Here is a 21,593-nt window from a genome sequence, read left to right as displayed (position 1 = left end):
TGAAGAAATAAGGCGTTATTCCTCGTGTTTTTCGCCGGGGTTATCGTCTGCTTTTCTCGATTCCACGGGTGTATGACTTTCTATTTAAAAAATCTGACTTATGAAAGCTATAATACTTGCAGCGGGTAGGGGAACTAGACTATATCCCTACACTCACGACAAGCCCAAGTGTCTTCTTGATATTGGGAATATATCCATACTTGAACACCAGATAAACCTTATAAGGGACTGCGGCATAAACGAAGTTGTGATCGTCGTGGGTTTCGGTTTTGAGAGAGTGGAGGATTTCCTAAGGAATTACGATGGCCTGGGAATGAGAATCAACACCCTTTACAACCCATTCTATCAATCTACAAACAGCCTTGTGTCTCTCTGGATAGCCAGGAGCGAATTTGACGAAGATTTAGTGGTCATGAACGGAGACGATGTATACGAGATAGGTGTTCTGGACAAGGCGCTTGCAGTCAGGGATGAAAAAATCTGTCTTCCCATAAAAAAGAGATCTCGATATGAAAGGGAGGACATGAAAGTTGTTGTCAACGACAGCAGAATCACGAAGATAAGCAAGGAGATTTCAAACGCTGAGACCTCCGCCGAATCAGTCGGCATAAGAATGTTCAGGGATACGGGTGTTGAACTGCTCAAAAGGGCGGTTGAGGAAGAGATGAGGAATCCCGGTGCCGAAGGCAAATGGTACATTTCCTCAATACACAGGCTTATAAGCAAGGGGTATAAAATCAAGCCCCTCGATATAGGCGAACTTTACTGGATGGATGTCGACTGTCCGCTAGATCTTTTCAGGGCGAGAAAACAGGCTGACAGATTCTTGAAAAAGGAATACCGTGCCCCAAATCTTCTGAGAGTTGTTGACTCCTCCGAATAATCTGCCATGAAAGACGCTATTGTACTTTGTTCTGGCACAGGAACAAATGGCGAGGATCTATCCAAATTCCCAAGCAAATCGATAGCGCAAGTCCCTCAACTCAAAAGAATTATAATAAATTGTCAACGTGCCGGAACTGAGCAGTTTCATATAATTACCGACAACGCGGGTCTTCTAAAAAACCTGCTTATTGATGACCCGAGAATCACATCGGACATAAACTGGGTCCCACCTGGAGAGTCGCTGTCGGTAGATTCGGGCAGGGTTCTTATTTTAGAATCCTCTCTGGTTGTCACAAACTCCAATTCCCTTGAAAAATTCATTCGTGATTCATCTGATTGCCGCGAGGATGAGTTTTCTGTGCTTGTTCAGCAGGACGCTGATCCTGTTGTTGGCATGGACAGGGAAACCGGTTACGTAACCAAGTATTTCGGTGGAGGAAGCAGCGTCTTTGGCGCTTTCTCCGTAAACTTCACAGAAGTCCCATCTGTGCTTTCGGCTGCCGGGCTCAATACTTGGCTTGGTGACGAGGCCACCCGGAACCGTATGAGAATCTTCAGTGCCGACAGCGGGTACTGGTATCGCCTTTCGGATACCAAGGAATCTCGAAAAGAAGCGGAAAGAATCATCTTTTCTCACGTAGGTAAAACGGCTACCGGATGGATAGCCAGAAATATAAACGGCCGGATGTCTCTTCCTTTGAGCAAGCTCCTGATAAGAACATCTCTTACGCCTAACGCTGCTAGCGTTCTGATTAACCTGATAGGGGTGCTCTGTGGGCCGCTTTACGCCCTTGGTCATCCGGTGCTCGGTGCTCTTTTCATGCAGGTGGCAACTGTTTTGGACAGGTGTGACGGAGAAGTTGCGAGAATAAAGCTTATGGAGACAAAAAAAGGGCAGTGGGTTGATACCATAAGTGACCAGTTCACAGTGCTTTCCTTCCTGATCGGAGTTCCTGTTGGATATTATCTTCAGACCGGAAGCACCGTTGCGGTGATCCTAGGAACCTATAATATCATCATCTTCATCCTGTTTCTGATATGGTCGTTTTACTTTCTGATAAAGTACACAGATTCTGGAAGTCTGGTTGCGTACTTTGAAGTCGACAAGCATATCAATCCCGAGGAACTTTCCCTCCTAAGGAAACTGCTTGCCCGTCTTCGCTTTTTGGGGAGGAGAAATTATTATTCGGCCGGGTTAGTTCTCATAGCGATAATCGGAGGAAACTCCCTAGTTCTTTTCGCTACGTCTTTTGCTCTTACCCTCTTTTTGATACACCAGCTTGAAGACGTTATAAGAATTCTCCGTATCGGAAAACCCAAGGAAGTTCTTCAAAAAGAAACGGAACAGGGCTAAGCCGGCAACACCTGCTGGTTGCCAACCAGGGTTGCGGAACATCTTAAGGTGCTACCGCGGCAGCTACTTGGGGTTTCTGTGGAATTTTATCAGGCAGAAAGAGAGAAGACTCAAGACGCTTGCCCAAGAGATAAACATGAAGAGTGCAGCGGCGAAATCCATTATCTTTCCCTCCTACCGGCAATATAAACCATAGCTAAAAGGAAAACAAACAACCCTACAATATAAAGCCTAGCGAACCAGATATTCCAGCTAGTCTCTCCGATTATCGAAGGCAGACTGCTGTATCCCCACCACGACATGAGAATCAGAAGGAAAAACGGTGTCAGATATTTTAGGATGTAATAAAAAACCCGCGGTGCCTTTATAAATCCCCCCGAGTTTATTTCATTCCAAGCTTTATCGGCCCCGAATACCCACATGAACATTACAATTTCAATGAATCCGAATACGACGAGCATTATGGTGCCGGCCCAGAAATCCCATTCGTCAAGGACCTGGCTTATCAGTATCACCGGCAGCACGCTTACAATTATTATCAGCATGGTGTATACGACAGCTCTTTCTCTCGAGATGCCGAATTCATCCTGAAGGAAGGTTACTACGGGATATGCTATAGCTACGGACGAGGTCATGCCGGCGAAAAACAGGAGAAAAAACCACAAGAATCCGAAGATTCTGCCCGCCTCAACTCCTCCTAGGCTTCCCGAAATGCTGCTGAACACTGCAGGGAGGCTTACGAATCCCAAGCTGAATGCACCTGACTGTGCTACGGTGACCACACTTGCGACTCCGAAGAACGCCACTGCAGCCGGAATGGCTATCGAGCCCCCGAGAATCACCTCCACTGTCTCGTTAAGAGTTGCCGAAGTCAGGCCGCTTAGGGTTACGTCATCATCGATCTTTATGTAGGATGCGTACGCAACTATTGCTCCGAAAGCCAGACTCAGCGTAAAGAAAATCTGCCCGGCCGCCGCTATCCATACTTTCGGGTTCTTAAGGGCTTCAAAGTCGGGGTTCCAGAGAAAGTTAAGCCCCTCTATTGCGGTTCCGTAATCAGTTTTGAGCGTCAGAGTTTTTACTACGAGTATTATCGCCAGGACAAACAGCATGGGGAGGGCATACTTGACGAATATCTCTATGCCTCCCGATATTCCTTTCAGCATGATGTAGAAATTTGCACTGATTGTGATTACAAAGGCGGTAATAGCCATCTTGGAAGGGGTGAGGAACACCCCGTCTCCCGCACCGAGATAATCGGCAAGAAAGCTGCTGTAGGGTTTTACGTACTCCGCGGCGTTTGAAACCGACCCCGGATCGAGACTGGGATTGCTTCCTAGGAGAAAATGCAGAGCGTATCCCAAGGTCCAGGATTCAATGTAAACGTAGTAAATTGTTACGACAAGGGGTATCCAGAGCCCTATAACGCCAAGGGTTTTGGAAATGGGGCTTTTCCAGAAAAGATTGAATATTGCGGGGGTTGTTCCGTGCCCGCGAGACCCTCCATACCTTCCCATTCCCCATTCCATCCACATGATCGGAATCCCTATCAGGATAAATGCTATAAAATAGGGGATCATAAAAGCGCCGCCGCCGTTTTCCGCGGCCTGCGTTGGAAATCTAAGAAAGTTGCCGAGGCCTATGGCGTTGCCCGCCATGGCTAATATAAGGCCTGTCTTGGTCGCCCAGGCGTCCCTATTGTTAGAGCTTTTTTTCATTTCGGAAGGGTCACAATTGAGAAAGCTATATTATCACCGAGGCGGGGAATATGACAAGATAATAGTCCCCAATTGCTGGCAACGACCGGTATTGACAAAAGGAATAATAATTTTATCTTAATTCACCCTAAAAATTTTAGACTTTGATTACCGGAGGAGTCAACGTGCCCAGAGTAAAAAAGGAGAAACCTGAAAAAAAGGCCTCGAAGGAAAGTTCTTCTGCGGCGACCGGAACAAAAGCTAAGTCGAGGAGAACCAACCCCAGAAAATATACAAAGAAGTTCCTTAACCAGATGACTGCCATGCTTAAAGAGATGAGAAAGGAACTGCTTAAAGATGTAACCCGATCAATGAAAGAGGAATCGGATCATCTGCGTTTCAATGTCGGAGATTTTTATGATCACGCATCCGAAGACAGGCAGAGAGAACTTGCCCTTACTCTTTCGAACAGGGAGCGCAGCAAACTGCACCAGATAGATGATGCTCTAAAGAGGATTGAAAACGGGGAATATGGTTTCTGCGAGGTTACAGGGGAAAAAATAGGCGAAGAGAGGCTGATGGTCATGCCCTTTACGAAACTGAGCGTCGAAGCTCAGGAGGAAATTGAAAGGGGAGATTACTGATCTTTCTTTTTAAGTCTGCCGAGAGATTTAGCATAGGGTTTTTTAAACAGTCCGACTTCAGTTATCAGGCATTCGATATTTTCGGCCGGTGTAATGTCAAAAGCGGGATTGATTGCGGTTACTTCCGCACTTATTCTTTTCCCGTCTATGTGCGTTACTTCTTCGGGTTCCCTTTGCTCAATTATAATATCCTCTCCGCTTAAGCATTCGGTATCTATGGTTGAAGTGGGGGCCGCTACGTAAAAGGGAATGCCGTGATGCTTGGCCAGGACGGAGAGGGAATAGGTTCCTATCTTGTTTGCCGTATCTCCATTTGAAGCTACCCTGTCAGCCCCGACCACGACCGAATTCACGATCCCCTTACTCATCAGATGCCCGGCCATGCTGTCGGTTATCAAACGGACCGGGATTCCATCCCGCTCAAGTTCCCACGTAGTGAGCCTCGCTCCTTGGAGAACGGGTCTTGTCTCTGATGATATTACGCTTATATTCTTGCCTTGGTTAAAGGCTGACCTTATTACCCCTAGAGCTGTTCCATAACCGGCGGTGGCGAGTCCTCCGGCGTTGCAGTGCGTGAGTATGACAGAGTTTTCTCTTATGAGTTTGGATCCGTTTTCCCCGATCTGCATGCATATCTCAATGTCTTCTTTCTGTATATTGATCGCCTCGGTTATGAGAAGGTTTTTTATCTCTTCAATTTCTTTGCCTCTGCACTTGGAAATCAGTCTGTTCATTCTGGCGATGGCCCAAAACAGATTTACGGCTGTCGGTCGCGTCAGGGCCAGGTGATCCGATATGGCTTTCATGCGCTCTTCGAAATTTTCATAGGAGCAATCGTTTCCGATACCCGCGGCTCCGAGAGCCATTCCCATGGCGGCCGCTATTCCTATCGCCGGGGCTCCCCTGATAACCAGTTTCCTTATACATTCGGCCACCTCTTCAAAAGTAGTGCATTCAACGTAGACTTCCTCTCCCGGAAGCTTTCTCTGGTCAATCATTAAGACCCTGTCGTCTTTCCATTCTATAGTTTTAAAAGAGTTCATTTTTCAGGCTTTCTCGTTTTCTTTAACCTAAGGAGCAGTCCGGCCCATCCGCCCTCGACCTTCCCACTGACAATATCATAACCCGAGTTTCCGTAAATTTCGGCCACTTCACGTTTCTCGTTTGCCTGTATGCCGGACACTATAAGATGTCCCAGGGGGAGAAGTCTCTCTTTTAGACTTTCCCTCATTGAAATAAGAGTATCCTTGGATGTGTTAGAAACAACCACGTCGAATTTTTTCCGTGTACAGTCCGCAGAACCACACCAGACTTTTACCTTGTCGGAAGTCGCGTTCCTTGCGGAATTCGAGATAGTTTCTTTTGCGGCCTTGAAATCAATGTCTGCGCAAAACGAAATGTATGCTCCCAGTTTGATTGAGCAGATACCCAGAATACCGCTCCCGCATCCCACGTCAAAAACAGAACACCCAGGGGATTTTTCGATAATTTCGTCCAGATAACTTACGCATATTCTTGTTGTTTCATGATGTCCCGTGCCAAAGGCGTTTCCCGGGTTTATTTCAACTACCTTGGTTCCCCGCTCCGCCTTGTATTGTTTTTCCCATGGAGGTTTGATAACTATTCGACGACTCGCCCTTACCGGTTTCAAATAGGATTTCCAACCTTCCCAGTCTGCTTGATTTATGTATCGGGTGGTGAACCGGACCGCCTCGGCGTTTTCGCTAAAAAGCATAGAGAACTCCCTTACGGTTGTTATGATTCCCGCAATGTCCATTTCTTCCTTGAAATACGCATGAATTAACGGTTCTTCGTGGTCTCTTTGCTCCTCGCTAACGCCTCCGGCTTCAAGACCCAAGAGCAGATCTGAAACAAGTGCAGCCATTTCTCCCGGCAACTCAATCGTAAGTCTCTTCATTCTCGCCATGGCGGATAATTAATTGTATTTGTCGCGTTTCGTCAAATTTACAAAAAAACGTAGGTATATATAATATTCTCCATGAAGGCAGAAACCAGGGAGACGGTAAGAACCATCCTGATTCAGAAGATGTCCGATATACTGGGCATTGCCTATGATACTGTTGATAGGATGAGTAAGGGGTCCAATTCTTTCCCAGATCCACTTGACAGGGCGCTATCCGAGTCGAACAGGGTTCTTGAACTGCGGGAAAGGGACAGGGAGAGAAAGCTGCTTCGGAAAATACGCGACGCGCTCGTTAGACTTGAGAATGGTTCTTACGGAATCTGTGAGGTGTGTGAAGAGGAGATCTCGGAGCAGAGACTGATTGCAAGACCGGAGACTACTCTTTGCATAGAGTGTAAGGAAGAGCAGGAAGATATTGAAAAGAAATTCGGCTAGTTCTTAGTTATCAAGAATCATAGTTCCGCTGAGCAAGTTAAGCATAGACTCCTTGGTTATTCTCCACTTCCCCAGTACTTTCGATAAGTTAATAACCTCTCTGGCTTTATATGTCATTGAATAACTACCTATCTTTACGTCAATCGAAGAGAGCATCATTACCCTTGCGTCTGTCCCGTTGATGTATATGTATCTTTCGGATTCGCCGAATGATACCGTGTCAATGGTGGATACCTGGTCCTTGAACCTGCTTACCAGCTCGTGCTTGTCAACAACTTTTTCCCCTGAAGTTGCCCTGTAATCTTCGTGTATACACTCAGAATACATTTCAGGGTCTTTTAGCTGAAAGGACCTGACTCTCTTGTCCAAAAGCAGATTTATCTCCTCTTCATCAGAAGACCCGCAGGAGGCGAGAAAAATAATCACAACTAGATATGCAAGCAGCTTGTATGTCTTCACCATTTCTGTTTTTTGTTTGAGTGGAATTACATCGTTTGATTAAAACGCGCGTTCCGGATCGATACGCACAGCCGCCCGGCAAATTACCTTGTCGTTAAATTCACGTGGCGGATTGCTTGCCCGCACCTTCGGGGAAAGGTTTCTCCTGTTACTAGGATGACTGCTTGGATAATTTTTCCTCAGTCTCTCTGAGAAGCTTCCTGGCTTTCTCGGCGTATTCGGTGTCGGAGTAATTTTCAAGAACGTTTCTGTATCTTTGCGCCGCCGCCTCGTAGTTCTTTTTCTTCTGATAGAATTTCCCTATGTAGATTTCTCTTTCCGCGAGCATTCTTCTGGATTTCTCGATTTTATCCTGTGTCTGCTCAGCGTACGGGGAGTCGGGATAGGTCTTATTAAGCAGTGTAAACCACTTTATTGACTGAAGCCGTTTTGAATGGTTTCTGTCCTTCCCCGCTTTCATCTTATAGTAGGAGAGTCCGAGGCGATACATTGCGTAATCAAGTTCTTTGTGACCCGGATGGTTCGCTATGAAATTTTCGTATTCCTCAGCGGCTAGAGTGTATTCCTTTTTTTTTAAATAAACATCACCGCTTCTGAGTTCGGCTAGCGCGGCGTACTTGGTATAGGGATAGCGGATCTGTATTTCTTTGAGGATGTCGAATACTTTGTCGTAATTTGTTCCACCGAATATCCAAGGAAAACCGCCTTCCTTGTTAAGTTCTTCAATCACTTCGTTATTAAGTTGTTCTGCTGTTCCTTCGTAAATCGCCTGCTTTCCCCCACAGGAAACCGTAAGGAGCACGGCGATGGTGATTAATAATTTTGCCGGATTTTTCATAACTCTTTTTTGCGAATCTGTCTTTTTATGAGAACAAAGAAGCTCCTTTAGTTCTGAAGTAAAAGGTCTCTGCAAGTCATGTGATCTGCTGTCCCGGTTCCAAGGCAACCACGCTCAGCGAATCCATGCCCTTGGTCAGCGACTTCAGTTCATCCGGAGTTCCCACCAGAAGCGGAAAAGTCCCGTAGTGCATGGGGATAACCCATTTCACGTTAAGCAGCCTGCATGCGTATGATGCCTCAAGCGGAGACATCGTGAAGAGGTCTCCGATGGGCAGCATTGCCAGCTGTGGTTTGTATATCTCCGATATAAGTTTCATGTCACCGAAAATGTTGGTATCTCCGGCATGGTATATTGTGTAGTCGTTTTCAAACTTTATTATGTAGCCTGCCGGTTCCCCGCCATAGATAACAGTTCCGTCTTCCTCCTTCATGCTGCTGCTGTGCTGGGCGTGGGTCATTGTGAACCTTATTCCGTCTATGACCACGTTGCCTCCCTTGTTACACGGCATGCAGTTCTGAATTCCCTTTGAGCCCAGCCAGTCGCAGATCTCCCAGTTTGCCACCACTTTGGGATTATATTTGCTGCATAGAGGAATCACGTCACTTATATGGTCAAAATGTCCGTGTGTGACTGCTATGATGTCAACATGACCGACTTCACGGAGCTGTTCCGGGCACGAGGGGTTTCCCTCAATCCACGGGTCTATCATCACCGTTTTGCCGGCCGGCGATTTTACTGAGAAAGTGGAATGTCCAAAGTAGGTTATTTCTATTCCGTTATCCAGTATTTTCATTGCTTATTCTCTCTCCTGACGTTCTTTCAGCTTTATATATCCAGTTATTAAACCCGAAAAGAACCTTTTGTGCAAAGTCTCGAGATGTTTGAAAATATCGACTGTGAGTGTAAATTAGACACCTGACTTTTGCTTTTTTCAAGTTCTGCCGGAGTATGTGTTTTAGATGCTAGACCCCAAATTAATTGAGCGAAATATTGATCTTGTTGGCGAAAAACTCGCTACCCGCGGTTTTGAGACCGATCTCTCGGAGTTTACAGTGCTGAATTCCCGCAGAAAAGAGATAATAAAAAGGGTTGAGACTCTGGAACACCAGAGAAACGAGGGCTCAAGAAAGGTGGGTGTCCTTAAGAGGTCTGGAGATCAGCAGGGACTTGCAGAACTTCTGCCCGAACTGAAGGCTCTCTCGGAAGAGGTAAAGGATCTTAACGAGAAGAAAGTGGAGGTGGAGGGGCTTCTCAGGGAGTTCCTTCTGACCGTTCCCAACATGCCCGATTCCTCGGTTCCCGAGGGTCCGGACGACACGGCAAACGTCGAGATAAGGAAGTGGGGAGAACCGAGGGATTTCGACTTCGAGGTAAAGGACCACGTGTTGCTGGGAGCCGAGCTCGACATACTGGACCTTCCGAGGGCGACGAAGATCGCAGGTGCACGGTTTGCGCTTTACAAAAACGCGGGCGCGCGGCTTGAGAGAGCCCTTATAAACTTCATGCTCGATGTTCATACCAAGCAGCACGGGTACACAGAGGTTCTCACTCCCTTCGTAGCCAACACGGAGAGTCTTACTGGAACGGGAAATCTCCCCAAATTCGAGGAAGACCTTTTCAAGCTTAGCGATACGGACTATTACATGATTCCCACTGCTGAGGTTCCCGTTACCAACATTCACCGCGACGAGATAATTCCCCCGGAGATGCTTCCGATTAAATACGTGGCTTACACTCCGTGCTTCAGAAAGGAAGCGGGTTCTTACGGGAAGGACGTGCACGGGATAATCAGGCAGCATCAGTTTAACAAGGTGGAGCTTGTACGCTTCGCCGACCCGGAGAATTCGTACGAGGAACTTGAAATGTTGACTGCTGATGCCGCTAAGATTCTTGAACTTTTGGGTATTCCCTACAGGGTTGTTCTTCTTTGTACGGGAGACATGGGATTTTCTTCCGCCAAGACTTATGATCTTGAAGTATGGGTGCCTAGCGAAGGCAGATACAGGGAAATATCGTCCTGCAGCAATTTTGAGGCGTTTCAGGCGAGGCGCGCCAACATAAGATACAGAAAATCAAAGGGGTCCAAGCCGGCCTATCTCCATACTCTTAATGGTTCTGGGGTGGCTGTGGGCAGGGCTCTGCTGGCGATTGTCGAGAACTTCCAGACCGAAGAGGGGACGGTGGAGGTTCCCGAGGTGCTGGTCCCCTATATGGATGGTATCAGGGTTATCGGGCGGTAATCCGCGTGGTTCTCAGATTTCCAGTATTTCTTTTTCTTTCTTTTCAAGCAGGGCGTTTAGCCTGCTTATTCTTTCATCTGTCAGTTGCTGTATTTCGGAGAGGGCTTTTTTTATTTCATCTTCTGGAAGGTTCTCTGTTTTCCCGGCTTTCTTTATGAGGTTGTTCGCATCTTTTCTTATCTGCCTTACGGACACCCTGTGTTCTTCGGCGACTTTTCCCGTGTGCCTGACAAGCTCCTTTCTTCTCTGCTCCGTCAGGGGCGGTATAGTAAGCCTGATCGTGTTTCCGTCGACCGACGGAGTTATTCCGAGTTCGGACTGCGCGATTGCCTTTTGGATTTCCTCAACCGCGCCCGGGTCCCAAGCCTGTATAAGTATGGTTGAACTATCGGGCACCGAAACGTTGGCGAGTTGGTTAATAGGTGTCTGGGCACCGAAGTAGGAAACTCTCATCGTGTCGACAAGAGCTGCTGACGCCCTGCCGGTTCTTATTCTGGAGAGTTCCTGATCGAAAACGCTTACTGTCTTGTCCATCCTGTCTTCGGCGTCAATATAAAGTTCTTCAACAGACAGTTCTTCGCTCATTGTTCCGTACCGCTCTTTACAATAGTACCTACTTTCTCTCCTCTTATAACTTTCTCTATGTTGCCTTCCTCAAAAAGATCGAACACTACTATGGGAATATTCCCTTCCATGCAAAGAGAGATTGAGGTTGCATCCATAACTTTTAACCCTTTCTTCAGAATTTCCATGTATGTGAGCTCGGTGAACTTCGAAGCATCTTTGTTCTTAACAGGATCCTTGTCATAAATGCCGTCAACTTTAGTTGCTTTCATTATGATATCCGCTCCCATCTGCAGTGCTCTTAAGGTTGCGGCCGTGTCGGTCGTAAAAAACGGATTGCCTGTTCCCGAGGCGAATATGACTATTCTTCCCTTTTCAAGATGGCGTATGGCTCTTCTTTTGATAAAGGGTTCGGCAACCTGTTTTATTTCAAGCGCGGTCTGCACCCGCGTTGACATCCCTTTTCTTTCAAGAAAATCCTGCAGGGCAAGCGCGTTTATCACGGTTGCGAGCATTCCCATGTAGTCGGCCGTGGAACGGTCCATTCCCTTCGAAGAACTGGAAACACCCCTGAAGATATTTCCTCCACCTATGACTATGGCCGTTTCTACTCCGAGTGAATAGATGCTTTTTATTTCTTCGGAGACGTATTCAATTACGTCGGAACTGATACCAAACTGACCAGGACCCTGAAGAGCTTCTCCGCTGAGTTTCAGCAGTACTCTTTTATATTTCGGGATGGTTTTTTCAGAGGATCCCATTGTCCAGTTTTTTCATTCGCCCAGCTGGTATCTTACGAACCTTTTTACAACTATGTTTTCGCCGATTTTGGCTATCAGGTTGTTTACAAGATCCATGACTTTCATCTTGGGATCTCTTATGTAGGGTTGCTCAAGAAGGCATATCTCCTCGAAAAACTTGTTTATTCTTCCCGCAACCATTTTTTCCGCTATATTCTCGGGTTTTCCCGATTCCATAGCTTCTGCCTTGAGAATCCGCCTTTCATTTTCTACTTCTTCTTCCGAAACCTCTTCCTTTCTTACGTAAGTCGGATTGTTTGCCGCTATCTGCATGGCGACTTCCCTGCAGAGGTTCTGAAACTCGTCGTTTCTGGCCACAAAATCCGTTTCGCAGTTAACTTCGAGCATTACGCCGATCTTGCCACCCGCGTGAACGTATGAGGATATGATTCCCTGGTCGGTTTTTCTGGTAGTTTTCTTAGAAGCTTTCGCGACGCCCTTTATTCTCAGGACCTCGGAAGCTTTTTCGAAGTCCCCGTCGGTTTCCACAAGCGCGTTCTTGCAGTCAAGAAAAGGAGCTCCTGTTTTTTCTCTCAGCTCCTTTACCATTGTTGCCTTGATTTCAGCCATTTTTAATCCTCTTTTTTATCTTCTGTATTCTCCGATATCTCTTTCTGTGCCCGAGCGTCTTCACTTTGCGAAGATTCGGAGATCGCTACGGAAACAAAGCTTTCCTCACTTTCATCGGACTCAGCTTCTTTGAAAACAAATACCTTCCTTTCTACCACTACGCCCTCAAGGCTGTCTTCTTTTACCTGTTCAACCTCTCCGCTCACCAGTTTCTCCTGGTATATGTGAGTTCCCTCAATGCAGGCGTCGGCTATTTTTGAGGTGAACAGCTTTATCGCCCTTATGGCGTCGTCATTACTCGGAATCGGATAATCCGCATTTGCGGGGTCGCAGTTCGTGTCCACGATTGCTATAACCGGTATCGAGAGGTTTCTCGCTTCTTTTATGGCTATATGCTCTTTTTTTGTATCTACGACGAAAATAGCGTCGGGAGCGCGCCTCATGGTTACTATTCCACCCAGAAGCCCTTCGAGCTTTACTATCTCCCTTCTAAGGTTTTTCGCTTCCCTTTTCGGAAGCATTTCCATCTGCCCGTCTTCCTCAAGTTTCTTCAGTTCCAGCAGGTAATCAACCCTCGAACGTATCGTGTTGAAATTGGTAAGGGTTCCGCCCAGCCAACGCGTGTTTATGTAGGGCATGTTGCATCGGACCGATTCTTCCTCGATTATTCCCCGGGCCTGTTTCTTGGTCCCCACCAGCAAAACGGTTCCTCCGTCCGCCACTGTGTTTTTCACGAAAGTGTACGCCCTGTTAAAAAGCGTGACGGTCTGCTGAAGATCGATTATGTGAATGCCGTTTCTTGCTCCGAAGATAAAGGATTTCATTTTCGGGTTCCAGTGGCTTTTCTGGTGTCCGAAATGTACCCCCGCTTCAAGCAGGCTTTTCATGCTGAGTTTTTCGCTAGCTACGGCTTCTTCTGTCATTAATTATCCTCCGAATTCCTTTTGCAAATCTGGTTTTAATACCAGAAAAACAATTATTAATCAAGTTGTAGGGTATCATAATGTTCCGTAATCACCGATTCCGGGAGCAATAGAACAGGATGAAATACCTTGTAATAGCAAATCCCAAGGCGGGTACAAAACCGCCTGGGCCAACACTTGAACAGATCCGTAGTGCTTTTGAAGCAAAAGAAATTGTCCACGAGGTGAGACTTACGCAGTTCCCCGGGCACGCCGCGAAGATCGCCGCGGAAGGGCTTGGTGAAGGCTTTACCCACATGATTTCTCTTGGAGGAGACGGTACGTCAAGTGAGATCGTAAGTTCGATTCACGGAACCGAAGCTGTTTTGGGAATAGTTCCGGGAGGCAGCGGGAACGATTTCTCGAAGGCAGCCGGTATTCCCCTTAATACGCGTGCGGCGGTGGACAATATTTTTTCTGGCCGAACGAGAAAAGCTGATGTGGCTTTTGTTGACGAAAAATGCTTTATAAACGGTTTCGGGGTAGGGATGGACGGGGCCGTAGCGCACGATTTCGGGGATCTGGGCCTCAGGCGTTTCGGTTCCTTCGGTTACGTTGTTGGAGCGGTGATCGAGGCGTTTCGGTTCCAGGGTTTTTTCTCCGAGATGGATGGAGAAGTCGATGTCGCGGGCGAAAGACTGCTTCTCTTCGGCGCTTCAAACGGCCCTTTTCAGGGTGGAAAGTTCAACCTAGCTCCTGGGGCTGACATATTCGACGGATATCTCGACATCCATATAATAAGCGACATGAGTTCTCTGGGAAGGCTTTTTAAGATACAAAAGGTGCTTGAGGGCCGCCATGAGGGACTTCGAGAGGTCAGTATAGTAAGGGCAAGGCAGTTGCGGTTTGAAACCTTTACCGATCTTCCGGCTCACATGGACGGGGAGACATTTCTTCTTCGTTCCGGAAAACATGATATACGGATTGAGGAGCAGGGAGTAAACATTATAGTTCCCGCATAGGCCAGGATCCCGGAAACTCTTTTTGCGACGCGACGGAGTAGCAGTGATGAAGAAAATAAGAAGCATTGTGGCAATAATTCTTTCGTCTCTGTTTACGGCATTCTGGGGCAGCGTGGGAATCGTGATGTCACTTCTTGCCGTAAGGCATCTTATAAAGTGCTCCGTTCGGCCTTGGGGAAAAACAGTTCTTTGGTCCTGCGGAGTGCGGCTTGACGTAAAAGGAACTGAAAACTTCCCGCAAGCTCCTTTCATAGTGATGTTCAACCACCAGAGTTCCCTAGACATACCTGTTTTCTCCGCGGCGCTGCCTTTCGAATGGAGGGCGGTCATGAAGAATGAAGTCGCCTCGATTCCTTTTATCGGCTGGGTGTGCTCACTTAGCGGACAATATTTCGTTGCGAGGGACGGTTCGGTTGGAGATACGAACAGAGTCCGGGAAATCGTAAGGAAAATAAGAAATGGGCCTTCAGTGATTATTGCCCCAGAGGGCACAAGAAGCGAGGATGGAGAACTTCTTCCCTTTAAGCAGGGCGGTTTTTTTATGGCTTCGCTTTCAAGGGTGCCGGTTGTGCCGATGATCATATGGGGAGGCAAGGATATAAGGAAAAAGGGTTCCTACGAACTTAATACCGACAGGGATATTGTAGTCAGAATCCTTCCTCCTATAGATACCGCAAGCTTTCCAAAGGGAAAAGAGGGTGGCGAAAAGCTTGAAGGTGTAGTCCGGGAAGAGATGCTTCGCGAGATTGAAAAAATCCGTAGCAATCGTTAAACTCTAGGTTGTCCGGACTCGGTTGGAACTTTCGTTTGCTCTGTTTTTTGCCCCTGTGCCTGTTTCCTGATGCGGGTTGTGTGAGGTTGTCTTTTTTATGAATGAAAGTCAAGGAATTGCGGATTTAGATCTGCGGACCATAGCGGCGCTTTCCGGAATGCCGAAGATAAAGAACCTGGTTAACCCTAAAAATCCGACTGAGATGTCGGAGCGGGTTATCGTAACCTTCAAGCCGCTTCCGAAAAATTACCCAAACACCGAGATAAACGCTTACAGGGAAAGACTCAGAAACTCGCTTCTGAGCAACGGGGCAAACGTAATTTCCTGGGAAGACGCAACCACCGAGGACGCATCTTACGGAATGTTTTCCAAGCTCATGGGACTTAAGTCCGTTAGGAGGAAGGTAAACGCCGTAATAGATGTTAAAAAGAAGCTTTCTCCGATCAGATGGCTTCTGAGCAAGGTAGCCGAGAACATCTACAGGATTGTCAGGAAGGACAGCCTTTCGGTCAGCAGCATACTGAAGATAAGCGGATGGGCGGACGATTTCACCGTCGGCTATCTCCAGGATCCCTATAACACCCAGGTTATCACGATAATGTCCCTTGACCCGGAGTTTGAGAATGAGGATACGACCTATGAAAGAAAAATTTCCTTGGGCCTGAAAAACCTGATAAACAACATGTCGGAGATCGTTATAGGTGTTTCGCGCAGGAATTTCGCGATAATAAACATGAATCTCTCCGATTCCATATACGCCCATGATCAGCTTGATGATTTCGTGCTCTATTCGCTTATTCCGAAGATATACGCTCCTATAAAGCCACCTATTCTGACGCGTTTTTCCGTAAGCGAGTACGACCCGCAGGAATTTGAATACGCCAAGAAGCTGTCTACCTTGGGTGCTGACCTCAAAAGCACCGATCTTTTCCCTGCGGGGTCGAAGTTTATAGATGCGATAAAGCGCCTGTCGCACAGGGATGTGGCGAACAAAATACTTGACGGGAGAACCGGGGTTTCGTACGGTTTCATAGCGCTTGCCGAGCCTCCTGGATACGATGGGGATAAATATATCGATGAGAATATGTGGAATTCCCTGCAGGAGATTCCGAATTACAATCCCGACGAGGTAAGAGCGGCCTCGAACGACAGATGGTATGTTAGAACCCTTCTCGCTGATGAGACGGTGTATCAGCAGGTTCCGGACATATGGATTGTCACTTCAAGGTCAGGATGCGATAAGACAAACTTGAATCCGGATTCGGATATAGTCAGAATTGGCCTTTTGAAGGGAAAGCTTCATCTTCAAATACCCAGAGGAGTCGACTTGGGGAGGAGAGATATAAGGCCGTCTTTTGATACTTACGTTATACTCTCTCAGGCACTCTCTTCCGCTCTTTACGCCCCTTCTCTGATTGAGAAGGAAATGTCGATTCTGCATTTCCACGGCTACCCTGACCCATGCTGGTTCCGGGGAAGTGAACACCACGCCGGAGCCCGGAATCCATCTCTTCCCTGCGGTACCGTGGAAGCTGCTCTTCTCAACTATTCTGCGGTTTACGAGACCGCAACCCAAAATGGCAGCGACATAAAGCTTCTGTGCCTTGTCGAGTCAGACCACGGGGTTAACGTTCTCGGGCCTGACAGAGAATATCTCGTGCAAAGGCTTCTTGCCGGTTCAAGCGAGGGTCATATACTCCTTGGCGGGAAATATCTTCCCATGCTTAAGCGGCAAAGCGTCGCATCGCAATAGTTCCCAGCGCAAATGAATGAAATAAGTTCCGAGCAAAGTTCGATAGGGTGGATAGGAACGGGGATCATGGGTGCGCCCATGTGCGGACATCTCGTTCGTGCCGGGTACCGCGTTTTTGTTTTTAACAGAACAAAGGAAAAGGCGGGAGAACTGCTGAGTGAAGGCGCCACCTGGTGCGACTCTCCCGCCGAGGTCGTCCGCCAGGCTGACGTTATCTTTACCATTGTCGGTTACCCGGATGACGTAAGAGAGGTGTATTTCGGTCGCGATGGCCTTCTGATTGAGCCCGAGCCCGGCCGCATCTTCGTTGACATGACCACGACCGAACCGACCCTTGCAATAGAGATATACGAAAAGGCGCTTGGGTTCGGCTGCTCTTCTTTGGACTCTCCGGTTTCCGGGGGAGACGTAGGAGCCGTGAAGGGAGAGCTTTCAATAATGGTTGGAGGAGATGAGGAAGTTTTTAATTCGGTGAAACCGCTTCTGGGGCTCCTAGGAAAAAACATCGTGCACCAGGGAAAAGCGGGTTCGGGTCAGCATGCGAAGATGTGCAATCAGATCACGGTAGCTGGGGTAATGATAGGAATCTGCGAGAACTTGATCTATTGTCAGAAGGCAGGGCTGGACCCCCGTACCATGCTTCGCTCCGTGGGGAGCGGCGCGGCCTCGAGCTGGCTTCTGAACAACCTCGGTCCCAGAATAATGGACAGGGATTTCGACCCGGGCTTTTTCGTTGAACATTTTATAAAAGACATGGAGATTGCTCTCGGGGAATCGCAACGGATGGGGATTGATCTTCCGGGGCTTGCTCTTGTTAAATCCCTTTATGAAAGGGCGAGCGAGCTTGGGCACGGGAGGCTCGGAACGCAGGCGCTTTTACTTGCGCTTGAGGATCTCTGCGGAGATAAAAACCGTAACTGAAGGAGGTTTTAAATGAGTTCTGATGATTTCAAGGCGATGGTTGTAAGCAGGGATGAAAATGAAAAATTCACGAGGGAAATCACGACCAGAAAACTAGACAGTCTCCCGGACGGGGAGGTGCTCCTAAACGTAAAATATTCATCTCTCAACTACAAGGATGCTCTCTCAGCCATAGGAAACAGGGGCGTTACCAGGAATTACCCCCATACGCCCGGCGTTGACGCCGCCGGTGTAGTCGAGCGTTCAGAAAGTGCAGAGTTTGAATCTGGAGACAAGGTTATAGTGCATGGCTACGACTTGGGAATGGATACCTCCGGAGGATTTGGACAATACGTGAGGGTTCCGGCTGACTGGGTGGTTAACCTGCCTGCGGGGCTTGATCTAAAAGAGTCGATGATGTACGGGACCGCGGGTTTTACGGCGGCACAGTCAGTGTTAAGAATCGTGGAGGGTGGAGTAAGCCCTGAAGACGGAAAGATTCTCGTAACCGGGGCGACGGGAGGGGTAGGCAGCATGGCCGTCGCTATTCTCGGAAAAGCCGGTTACAGCGTGACGGCTTCGACGGGAAAAGCGGGGCAGAAACAGTTTCTGGAGGACTTGGGAGCAGAGGAAGTAATCGGGAGAGAGGATTTAACTGACCCTTCGGGCAGGCTGCTGCTTAAGGGGCAGTGGGCCGGGGTGGTTGATACCGTGGGCGGAGAGATACTTGCCACCGCTATTAAGTCCACGAGACAAAGAGGAGTTGTGACTACGTGCGGCAATGTGGCTTCCCATGAACTCAACACGAATGTCTATCCATTCATATTGAGGGGAGTTACGCTTGCGGGCATAGATTCTGCAAGCTGCCCGATGGGAAGAAGGCGGCTTGTATGGGAAAAGATATCCGGCGAGTGGAAGATCGATATTCTTGAGCGGATCTGCAGAACAGTCTCCCTCGAAGATCTTGACCCTGAAATAGACGTTATACTTAAGGGCGGCCAGGTTGGAAGAGTGGTAGTTGATCTCTGGAATTAGAAATCTTATGGTCCCGGGTTAGGCCCATCATAACGCGCCGCTCAGAGTTCTGTCCCAATATCTCTTGGAATTGGTTCTGTTTCTTTGACTCCGGTCAGTCTTTCTCCACCTTTTCGGACATTCCAGTGAAGTGGCGATTCTGAAAAAAACATGTACTTTAGATAAGCAATCGTTTTCATGATTAAGGGTTCCAAGATGATAATAATCAGGACATTTTCCTTGCTTTTCATAGCCGTGGCCGTGTCATGGAATATGGCTTTTGCGGAAGAGTATTTTTCCGAATCTCCTCCGGGTGCCAAGGTGTATATCATTTCTCCGAAAGACGGAGAAGTTGTCAGCAAGACCTTTACCGTGAGATTTGGGCTTGTGAACATGGGGGTCGCTCCGGCCGGGGTCAAGGTTCCAAATACCGGGCATCACCATCTGTTAGTCGATCTTGAAAATCTGCCGGATATGGAAAAACCTCTTGCTTTCAGCGAGAACGTAAGGCACTTCGGAGGTGGGCAGACGGAAACGGAGATAACCCTTGCTCCCGGGAAGCATACACTGCGTTTGCTGCTGGGTAATTATTTGCACATACCTCATAAACCTCCCGTGCTTTCGGAGAGAATAACTATTACCGTGAAAGATCAGTGAAGTGCGTCTGGTTTATCTGTATAATCTGACTTTTGCCGGAGGGCTGGCAGAACGGCTATTGCACCGGTCTTGAAAACCGGCGTCCGAAAGGACTTGGGGGTTCGAATCCCTCGCCCTCCGCAACTGTTAATCTATAACTTGCTGAAAATAAAAAATTTTTTGTGGAAAGAGGAGAGAGTAACCCTTCTTTATATCCCACGATATGAAAGAGGCATATACCCTTAGATAAAACTGGAGAAAAAAACTTGTGGAAAAATTGTTGCACTATATGTGGCCGCTTTTAATATCAATAATTGGTGCCTTAATAATTGCAGGTGGTGCTTTCTTAGCTGCTAGGGAGGGTGGGAAAAGGGCAGCTAAAGCCTCTCGTGATAGTGTACGCGAAACGCTTAAAGCTCAGGAGCAACGTGATGAGAAGCGCCAGAAGGAAATCATTCTAGGTTTTTTACAGGCGATTGAAGAAGAACTCCATGTACTCTGGAACCTATATCTTGAAGAGTTTGGGGTTAGTTGGAAAAATTTTGAAGAGGGCAAAGAAGAAGTTTTTTACGTCCGTGTATCAATTTCCCAAGATTATTTTACCATCTACCACTCAAACGCAGATCTTATCGGTCAGATCCCAGACTTAGACCTGCGACGCAAAATAGTAGAAGTGTACACTTCGTTAAAAGCCATCATTGACAACTACAAAATAAATAGCAGGCTTGTAGATGAGCATAAAAAAGCAGTGTCTAACAGCGATTATTTCGCAGCCACTTCCTCATACTCAGAACTTCAACTGCACGCACCAAAACTAAAAGGCTATCATGATGAACTCGTGGGATTAATGGAAGATATTTTCAAGAGGTTAGAAGAACAATTGTCTAAATGACTAGATCTTTGTATTTCTCATTATTCAGTTATCAAATCGGCCATCTCGGGGGACCGCTCCTGGTCCACGCCGGCAGTCGTTAGGCTCTGAACCGCCCTCGCTCTCCGCCATTATCTGTTTGTAACTAACTTAGAACAAAAGATTTTTGAGGTAGCAGGGGACAGAAGCTCCTCTTGGTATCCCACACTACAAACTGGATAATTTCTCTCTATAGTTGACAAGAGATCAAGACAAGTTGGATATTTTTCATCTTTAAAAGGAGGCAGCAAATGCTAACGAAAGCTGGGCTTAAACGTATGTATATAGGGGGATTGAATGGGCATCCAACAAAGTGCAAAATTAAGAGGCGTTGCTACACTCATGTATTCAAATTTCCTAGGATATTTTTACAAGCTGAAATGAAGGTTGCACCCCTATTAATTGCCAAGCGGGAACAATCAAGAGCGACAGTAGTCTCAGACTTGAAATCTTACTTTGAGGAATACAGTCCGTTCCATCACTATTCAATTTCCCCTTCTTTTAGGCACAAAGTTGAAGAGGTAGAGAAGGAGGAAGTTAATTCCCGAAAAGACGGCTCCTCTCTTTTTGTCGTAATAGAGCAAGAAATTCCATGCGAGACCATAATGGATGAAAATACTTGTTTCATTATAAGTGAGGAATTTTTACAGGGAGGCCTCTCTGGCAGAGAAATTATAATGACAATGAAAACTTCAGATAGTACATGGCCCGAAGAGGAAGATAGTGTCGATCAGTTTGTCGATATGATTCTTACTGCCATAAGAATAGAACAGAGAAGTAAAGACCCAATTAAAGAGGTTTTTAGCCGTTCCTGCTTTTTCGATATAGATGGACGCATGATCTATATCCAACCAGAGCCAATTGTGAGTGCAACGCTAGTTGCTGAAGCTCCTACGGACGATGAGAAGTTAAGAGTAAAAGCTGATCGTTTACAGAAATTGATCAACGGCCTCGAGGAGGATATTAAGATTGACATAGAAAAAAACAAGAGAACGACTCTCCGACTCGTTGAGGCATTAGGATTCGATAGGAACAAAGACGATTATTACCGTTACAAATTGTATTTGGCCCTGTACACGGCTATGGAAAGGAAACTGGAAAGCCATGATTCAAAGACTGGTGATTCAAAACTGAGCAACTTTACAGGAAAGCACGGAAACCATCGAGTAGAGCTTGCTCATCCGGAAATAAGTGTCAAGGTAAATAGGAAAAAGTTCCGCAACCTATTAGATGATATTCTGAAAGAACTTCGCGATATATACGAAACGTAG

23 protein-coding genes and 1 tRNA gene are annotated in these 21,593 nt (G+C 47.1%); 14 read left to right on the top strand and 10 right to left on the bottom strand.

What is annotated here, in order from left to right:
* The first annotated feature begins 100 nt into the window (after nt 1-100).
* On the top strand, nt 101-883 hold the full coding sequence (locus tag F4Z13_06595) for a phosphocholine cytidylyltransferase family protein (protein ID MXZ48894.1): 783 nt from the start codon (nt 101-103) through the stop codon (nt 881-883).
* Between the two features lie 6 nt (nt 884-889).
* Nucleotides 890-2,239, top strand: coding sequence for a CDP-alcohol phosphatidyltransferase family protein (locus F4Z13_06590; protein MXZ48893.1), 1,350 nt, complete (start codon nt 890-892; stop codon nt 2,237-2,239).
* Nucleotides 2,240-2,400: 161 nt separating this feature from the next.
* Here the strand turns inward: F4Z13_06590 and F4Z13_06585 are convergent, their stop codons facing one another.
* Nucleotides 2,401-3,957: a sodium:calcium symporter gene (locus tag F4Z13_06585; GenBank protein MXZ48892.1), complete on the bottom strand. Its 1,557-nt coding sequence runs from the start codon at nt 3,955-3,957 to the stop codon at nt 2,401-2,403.
* Between the two features lie 164 nt (nt 3,958-4,121).
* Between F4Z13_06585 and F4Z13_06580 the strand changes: the two genes are divergently transcribed.
* On the top strand, nt 4,122-4,580 hold the full coding sequence (locus F4Z13_06580; GenBank protein ID MXZ48891.1) for a TraR/DksA family transcriptional regulator: 459 nt from the start codon (nt 4,122-4,124) through the stop codon (nt 4,578-4,580).
* Here F4Z13_06580 and mtnA read toward each other — a convergent pair.
* A complete protein-coding gene (gene mtnA / locus F4Z13_06575) occupies nt 4,574-5,623 on the bottom strand; it encodes an S-methyl-5-thioribose-1-phosphate isomerase (GenBank protein ID MXZ48890.1) in 1,050 nt (349 codons plus the stop codon). The two genes, F4Z13_06580 and mtnA, sit on opposite strands and share 7 nt — an antisense overlap.
* Nucleotides 5,620-6,507: a methyltransferase gene (locus F4Z13_06570; protein MXZ48889.1), complete on the bottom strand. Its 888-nt coding sequence runs from the start codon at nt 6,505-6,507 to the stop codon at nt 5,620-5,622. Before F4Z13_06570 ends, mtnA begins: the two co-directional genes overlap by 4 nt.
* 72 nt (nt 6,508-6,579) lie before the next feature.
* Here F4Z13_06570 and dksA point away from each other — a divergent pair, with 72 nt between their 5' ends.
* On the top strand, nt 6,580-6,939 hold the full coding sequence (gene dksA, locus F4Z13_06565; GenBank protein MXZ48888.1) for an RNA polymerase-binding protein DksA: 360 nt from the start codon (nt 6,580-6,582) through the stop codon (nt 6,937-6,939).
* 3 nt (nt 6,940-6,942) lie between these two features.
* On the opposite strand, the gene F4Z13_06560 is transcribed toward dksA, so the two are convergent.
* From F4Z13_06560 to F4Z13_06550, 3 genes are all read right to left on the bottom strand, one after another.
* Complete coding sequence (locus F4Z13_06560; protein MXZ48887.1) at nt 6,943-7,401, bottom strand: hypothetical protein; 459 nt, start codon at nt 7,399-7,401, stop codon at nt 6,943-6,945.
* A gap of 148 nt (nt 7,402-7,549) precedes the next feature.
* Nucleotides 7,550-8,236, bottom strand: a complete 687-nt coding sequence (gene bamD / locus F4Z13_06555) for an outer membrane protein assembly factor BamD (GenBank protein MXZ48886.1) — start codon at nt 8,234-8,236, stop codon at nt 7,550-7,552.
* A 76-nt stretch (nt 8,237-8,312) separates the two neighbouring features.
* Nucleotides 8,313-9,032 (bottom strand): metal-dependent hydrolase, encoded by a 720-nt coding sequence (locus F4Z13_06550; GenBank protein MXZ48885.1) that lies wholly within the window; start codon nt 9,030-9,032, stop codon nt 8,313-8,315.
* A gap of 166 nt (nt 9,033-9,198) precedes the next feature.
* Here F4Z13_06550 and serS point away from each other — a divergent pair, with 166 nt between their 5' ends.
* Entirely contained in the window at nt 9,199-10,479 is a 1,281-nt protein-coding gene (gene serS, locus F4Z13_06545) for a serine--tRNA ligase (protein ID MXZ48884.1), read from the top strand.
* A gap of 12 nt (nt 10,480-10,491) precedes the next feature.
* On the opposite strand, the gene F4Z13_06540 is transcribed toward serS, so the two are convergent.
* From F4Z13_06540 to rpsB, 4 genes are read right to left on the bottom strand one after another with little or no spacing between them, the layout of a single operon-like run.
* Nucleotides 10,492-11,052, bottom strand: coding sequence for a ribosome recycling factor (locus F4Z13_06540; protein ID MXZ48883.1), 561 nt, complete (start codon nt 11,050-11,052; stop codon nt 10,492-10,494).
* Between the two features lie 8 nt (nt 11,053-11,060).
* Nucleotides 11,061-11,804, bottom strand: a complete 744-nt coding sequence (locus F4Z13_06535) for a UMP kinase (protein MXZ48882.1) — start codon at nt 11,802-11,804, stop codon at nt 11,061-11,063.
* 12 nt (nt 11,805-11,816) lie between these two features.
* A complete protein-coding gene (gene tsf / locus F4Z13_06530) occupies nt 11,817-12,413 on the bottom strand; it encodes a translation elongation factor Ts (GenBank protein MXZ48881.1) in 597 nt (198 codons plus the stop codon).
* Nucleotides 12,414-12,415: 2 nt separating this feature from the next.
* Nucleotides 12,416-13,336, bottom strand: a complete 921-nt coding sequence (gene rpsB / locus F4Z13_06525) for a 30S ribosomal protein S2 (protein ID MXZ48880.1) — start codon at nt 13,334-13,336, stop codon at nt 12,416-12,418.
* Nucleotides 13,337-13,455: 119 nt separating this feature from the next.
* On the opposite strand from rpsB, the gene F4Z13_06520 reads away from it, so the two are divergent.
* From F4Z13_06520 to F4Z13_06480, 9 genes are all read left to right on the top strand, one after another.
* On the top strand, nt 13,456-14,337 hold the full coding sequence (locus F4Z13_06520; GenBank protein MXZ48879.1) for a diacylglycerol kinase family lipid kinase: 882 nt from the start codon (nt 13,456-13,458) through the stop codon (nt 14,335-14,337).
* A gap of 46 nt (nt 14,338-14,383) precedes the next feature.
* Nucleotides 14,384-15,109 (top strand): 1-acyl-sn-glycerol-3-phosphate acyltransferase, encoded by a 726-nt coding sequence (locus F4Z13_06515; GenBank protein MXZ48878.1) that lies wholly within the window; start codon nt 14,384-14,386, stop codon nt 15,107-15,109.
* Nucleotides 15,110-15,206: 97 nt separating this feature from the next.
* Nucleotides 15,207-16,862, top strand: a complete 1,656-nt coding sequence (locus tag F4Z13_06510; GenBank protein MXZ48877.1) for a non-ribosomal peptide synthase — start codon at nt 15,207-15,209, stop codon at nt 16,860-16,862.
* A 12-nt stretch (nt 16,863-16,874) separates the two neighbouring features.
* The gene (locus F4Z13_06505) at nt 16,875-17,783 is read left to right on the top strand and encodes an NAD(P)-dependent oxidoreductase (protein ID MXZ48876.1); all 909 of its coding nucleotides are present in this window, start codon (nt 16,875-16,877) and stop codon (nt 17,781-17,783) included.
* A gap of 12 nt (nt 17,784-17,795) precedes the next feature.
* The gene (locus F4Z13_06500; GenBank protein ID MXZ48875.1) at nt 17,796-18,797 is read left to right on the top strand and encodes a YhdH/YhfP family quinone oxidoreductase; all 1,002 of its coding nucleotides are present in this window, start codon (nt 17,796-17,798) and stop codon (nt 18,795-18,797) included.
* Nucleotides 18,798-18,992: 195 nt separating this feature from the next.
* Nucleotides 18,993-19,433, top strand: coding sequence for a DUF4399 domain-containing protein (locus tag F4Z13_06495; GenBank protein ID MXZ48874.1), 441 nt, complete (start codon nt 18,993-18,995; stop codon nt 19,431-19,433).
* 37 nt (nt 19,434-19,470) lie between these two features.
* Nucleotides 19,471-19,553 (top strand) — tRNA-Ser (locus tag F4Z13_06490).
* Nucleotides 19,554-19,680: 127 nt separating this feature from the next.
* A complete protein-coding gene (locus F4Z13_06485; protein MXZ48873.1) occupies nt 19,681-20,304 on the top strand; it encodes a hypothetical protein in 624 nt (207 codons plus the stop codon).
* 269 nt (nt 20,305-20,573) lie between these two features.
* Nucleotides 20,574-21,593, top strand: a complete 1,020-nt coding sequence (locus tag F4Z13_06480; protein MXZ48872.1) for a hypothetical protein — start codon at nt 20,574-20,576, stop codon at nt 21,591-21,593.

Source organism: Candidatus Dadabacteria bacterium (genome assembly GCA_009837205.1).
Taxonomy (GTDB): domain Bacteria; phylum Desulfobacterota_D; class UBA1144; order Nemesobacterales; family Nemesobacteraceae; genus Nemesobacter.
This window is presented reverse-complemented; position numbering and strand designations above follow the sequence as displayed.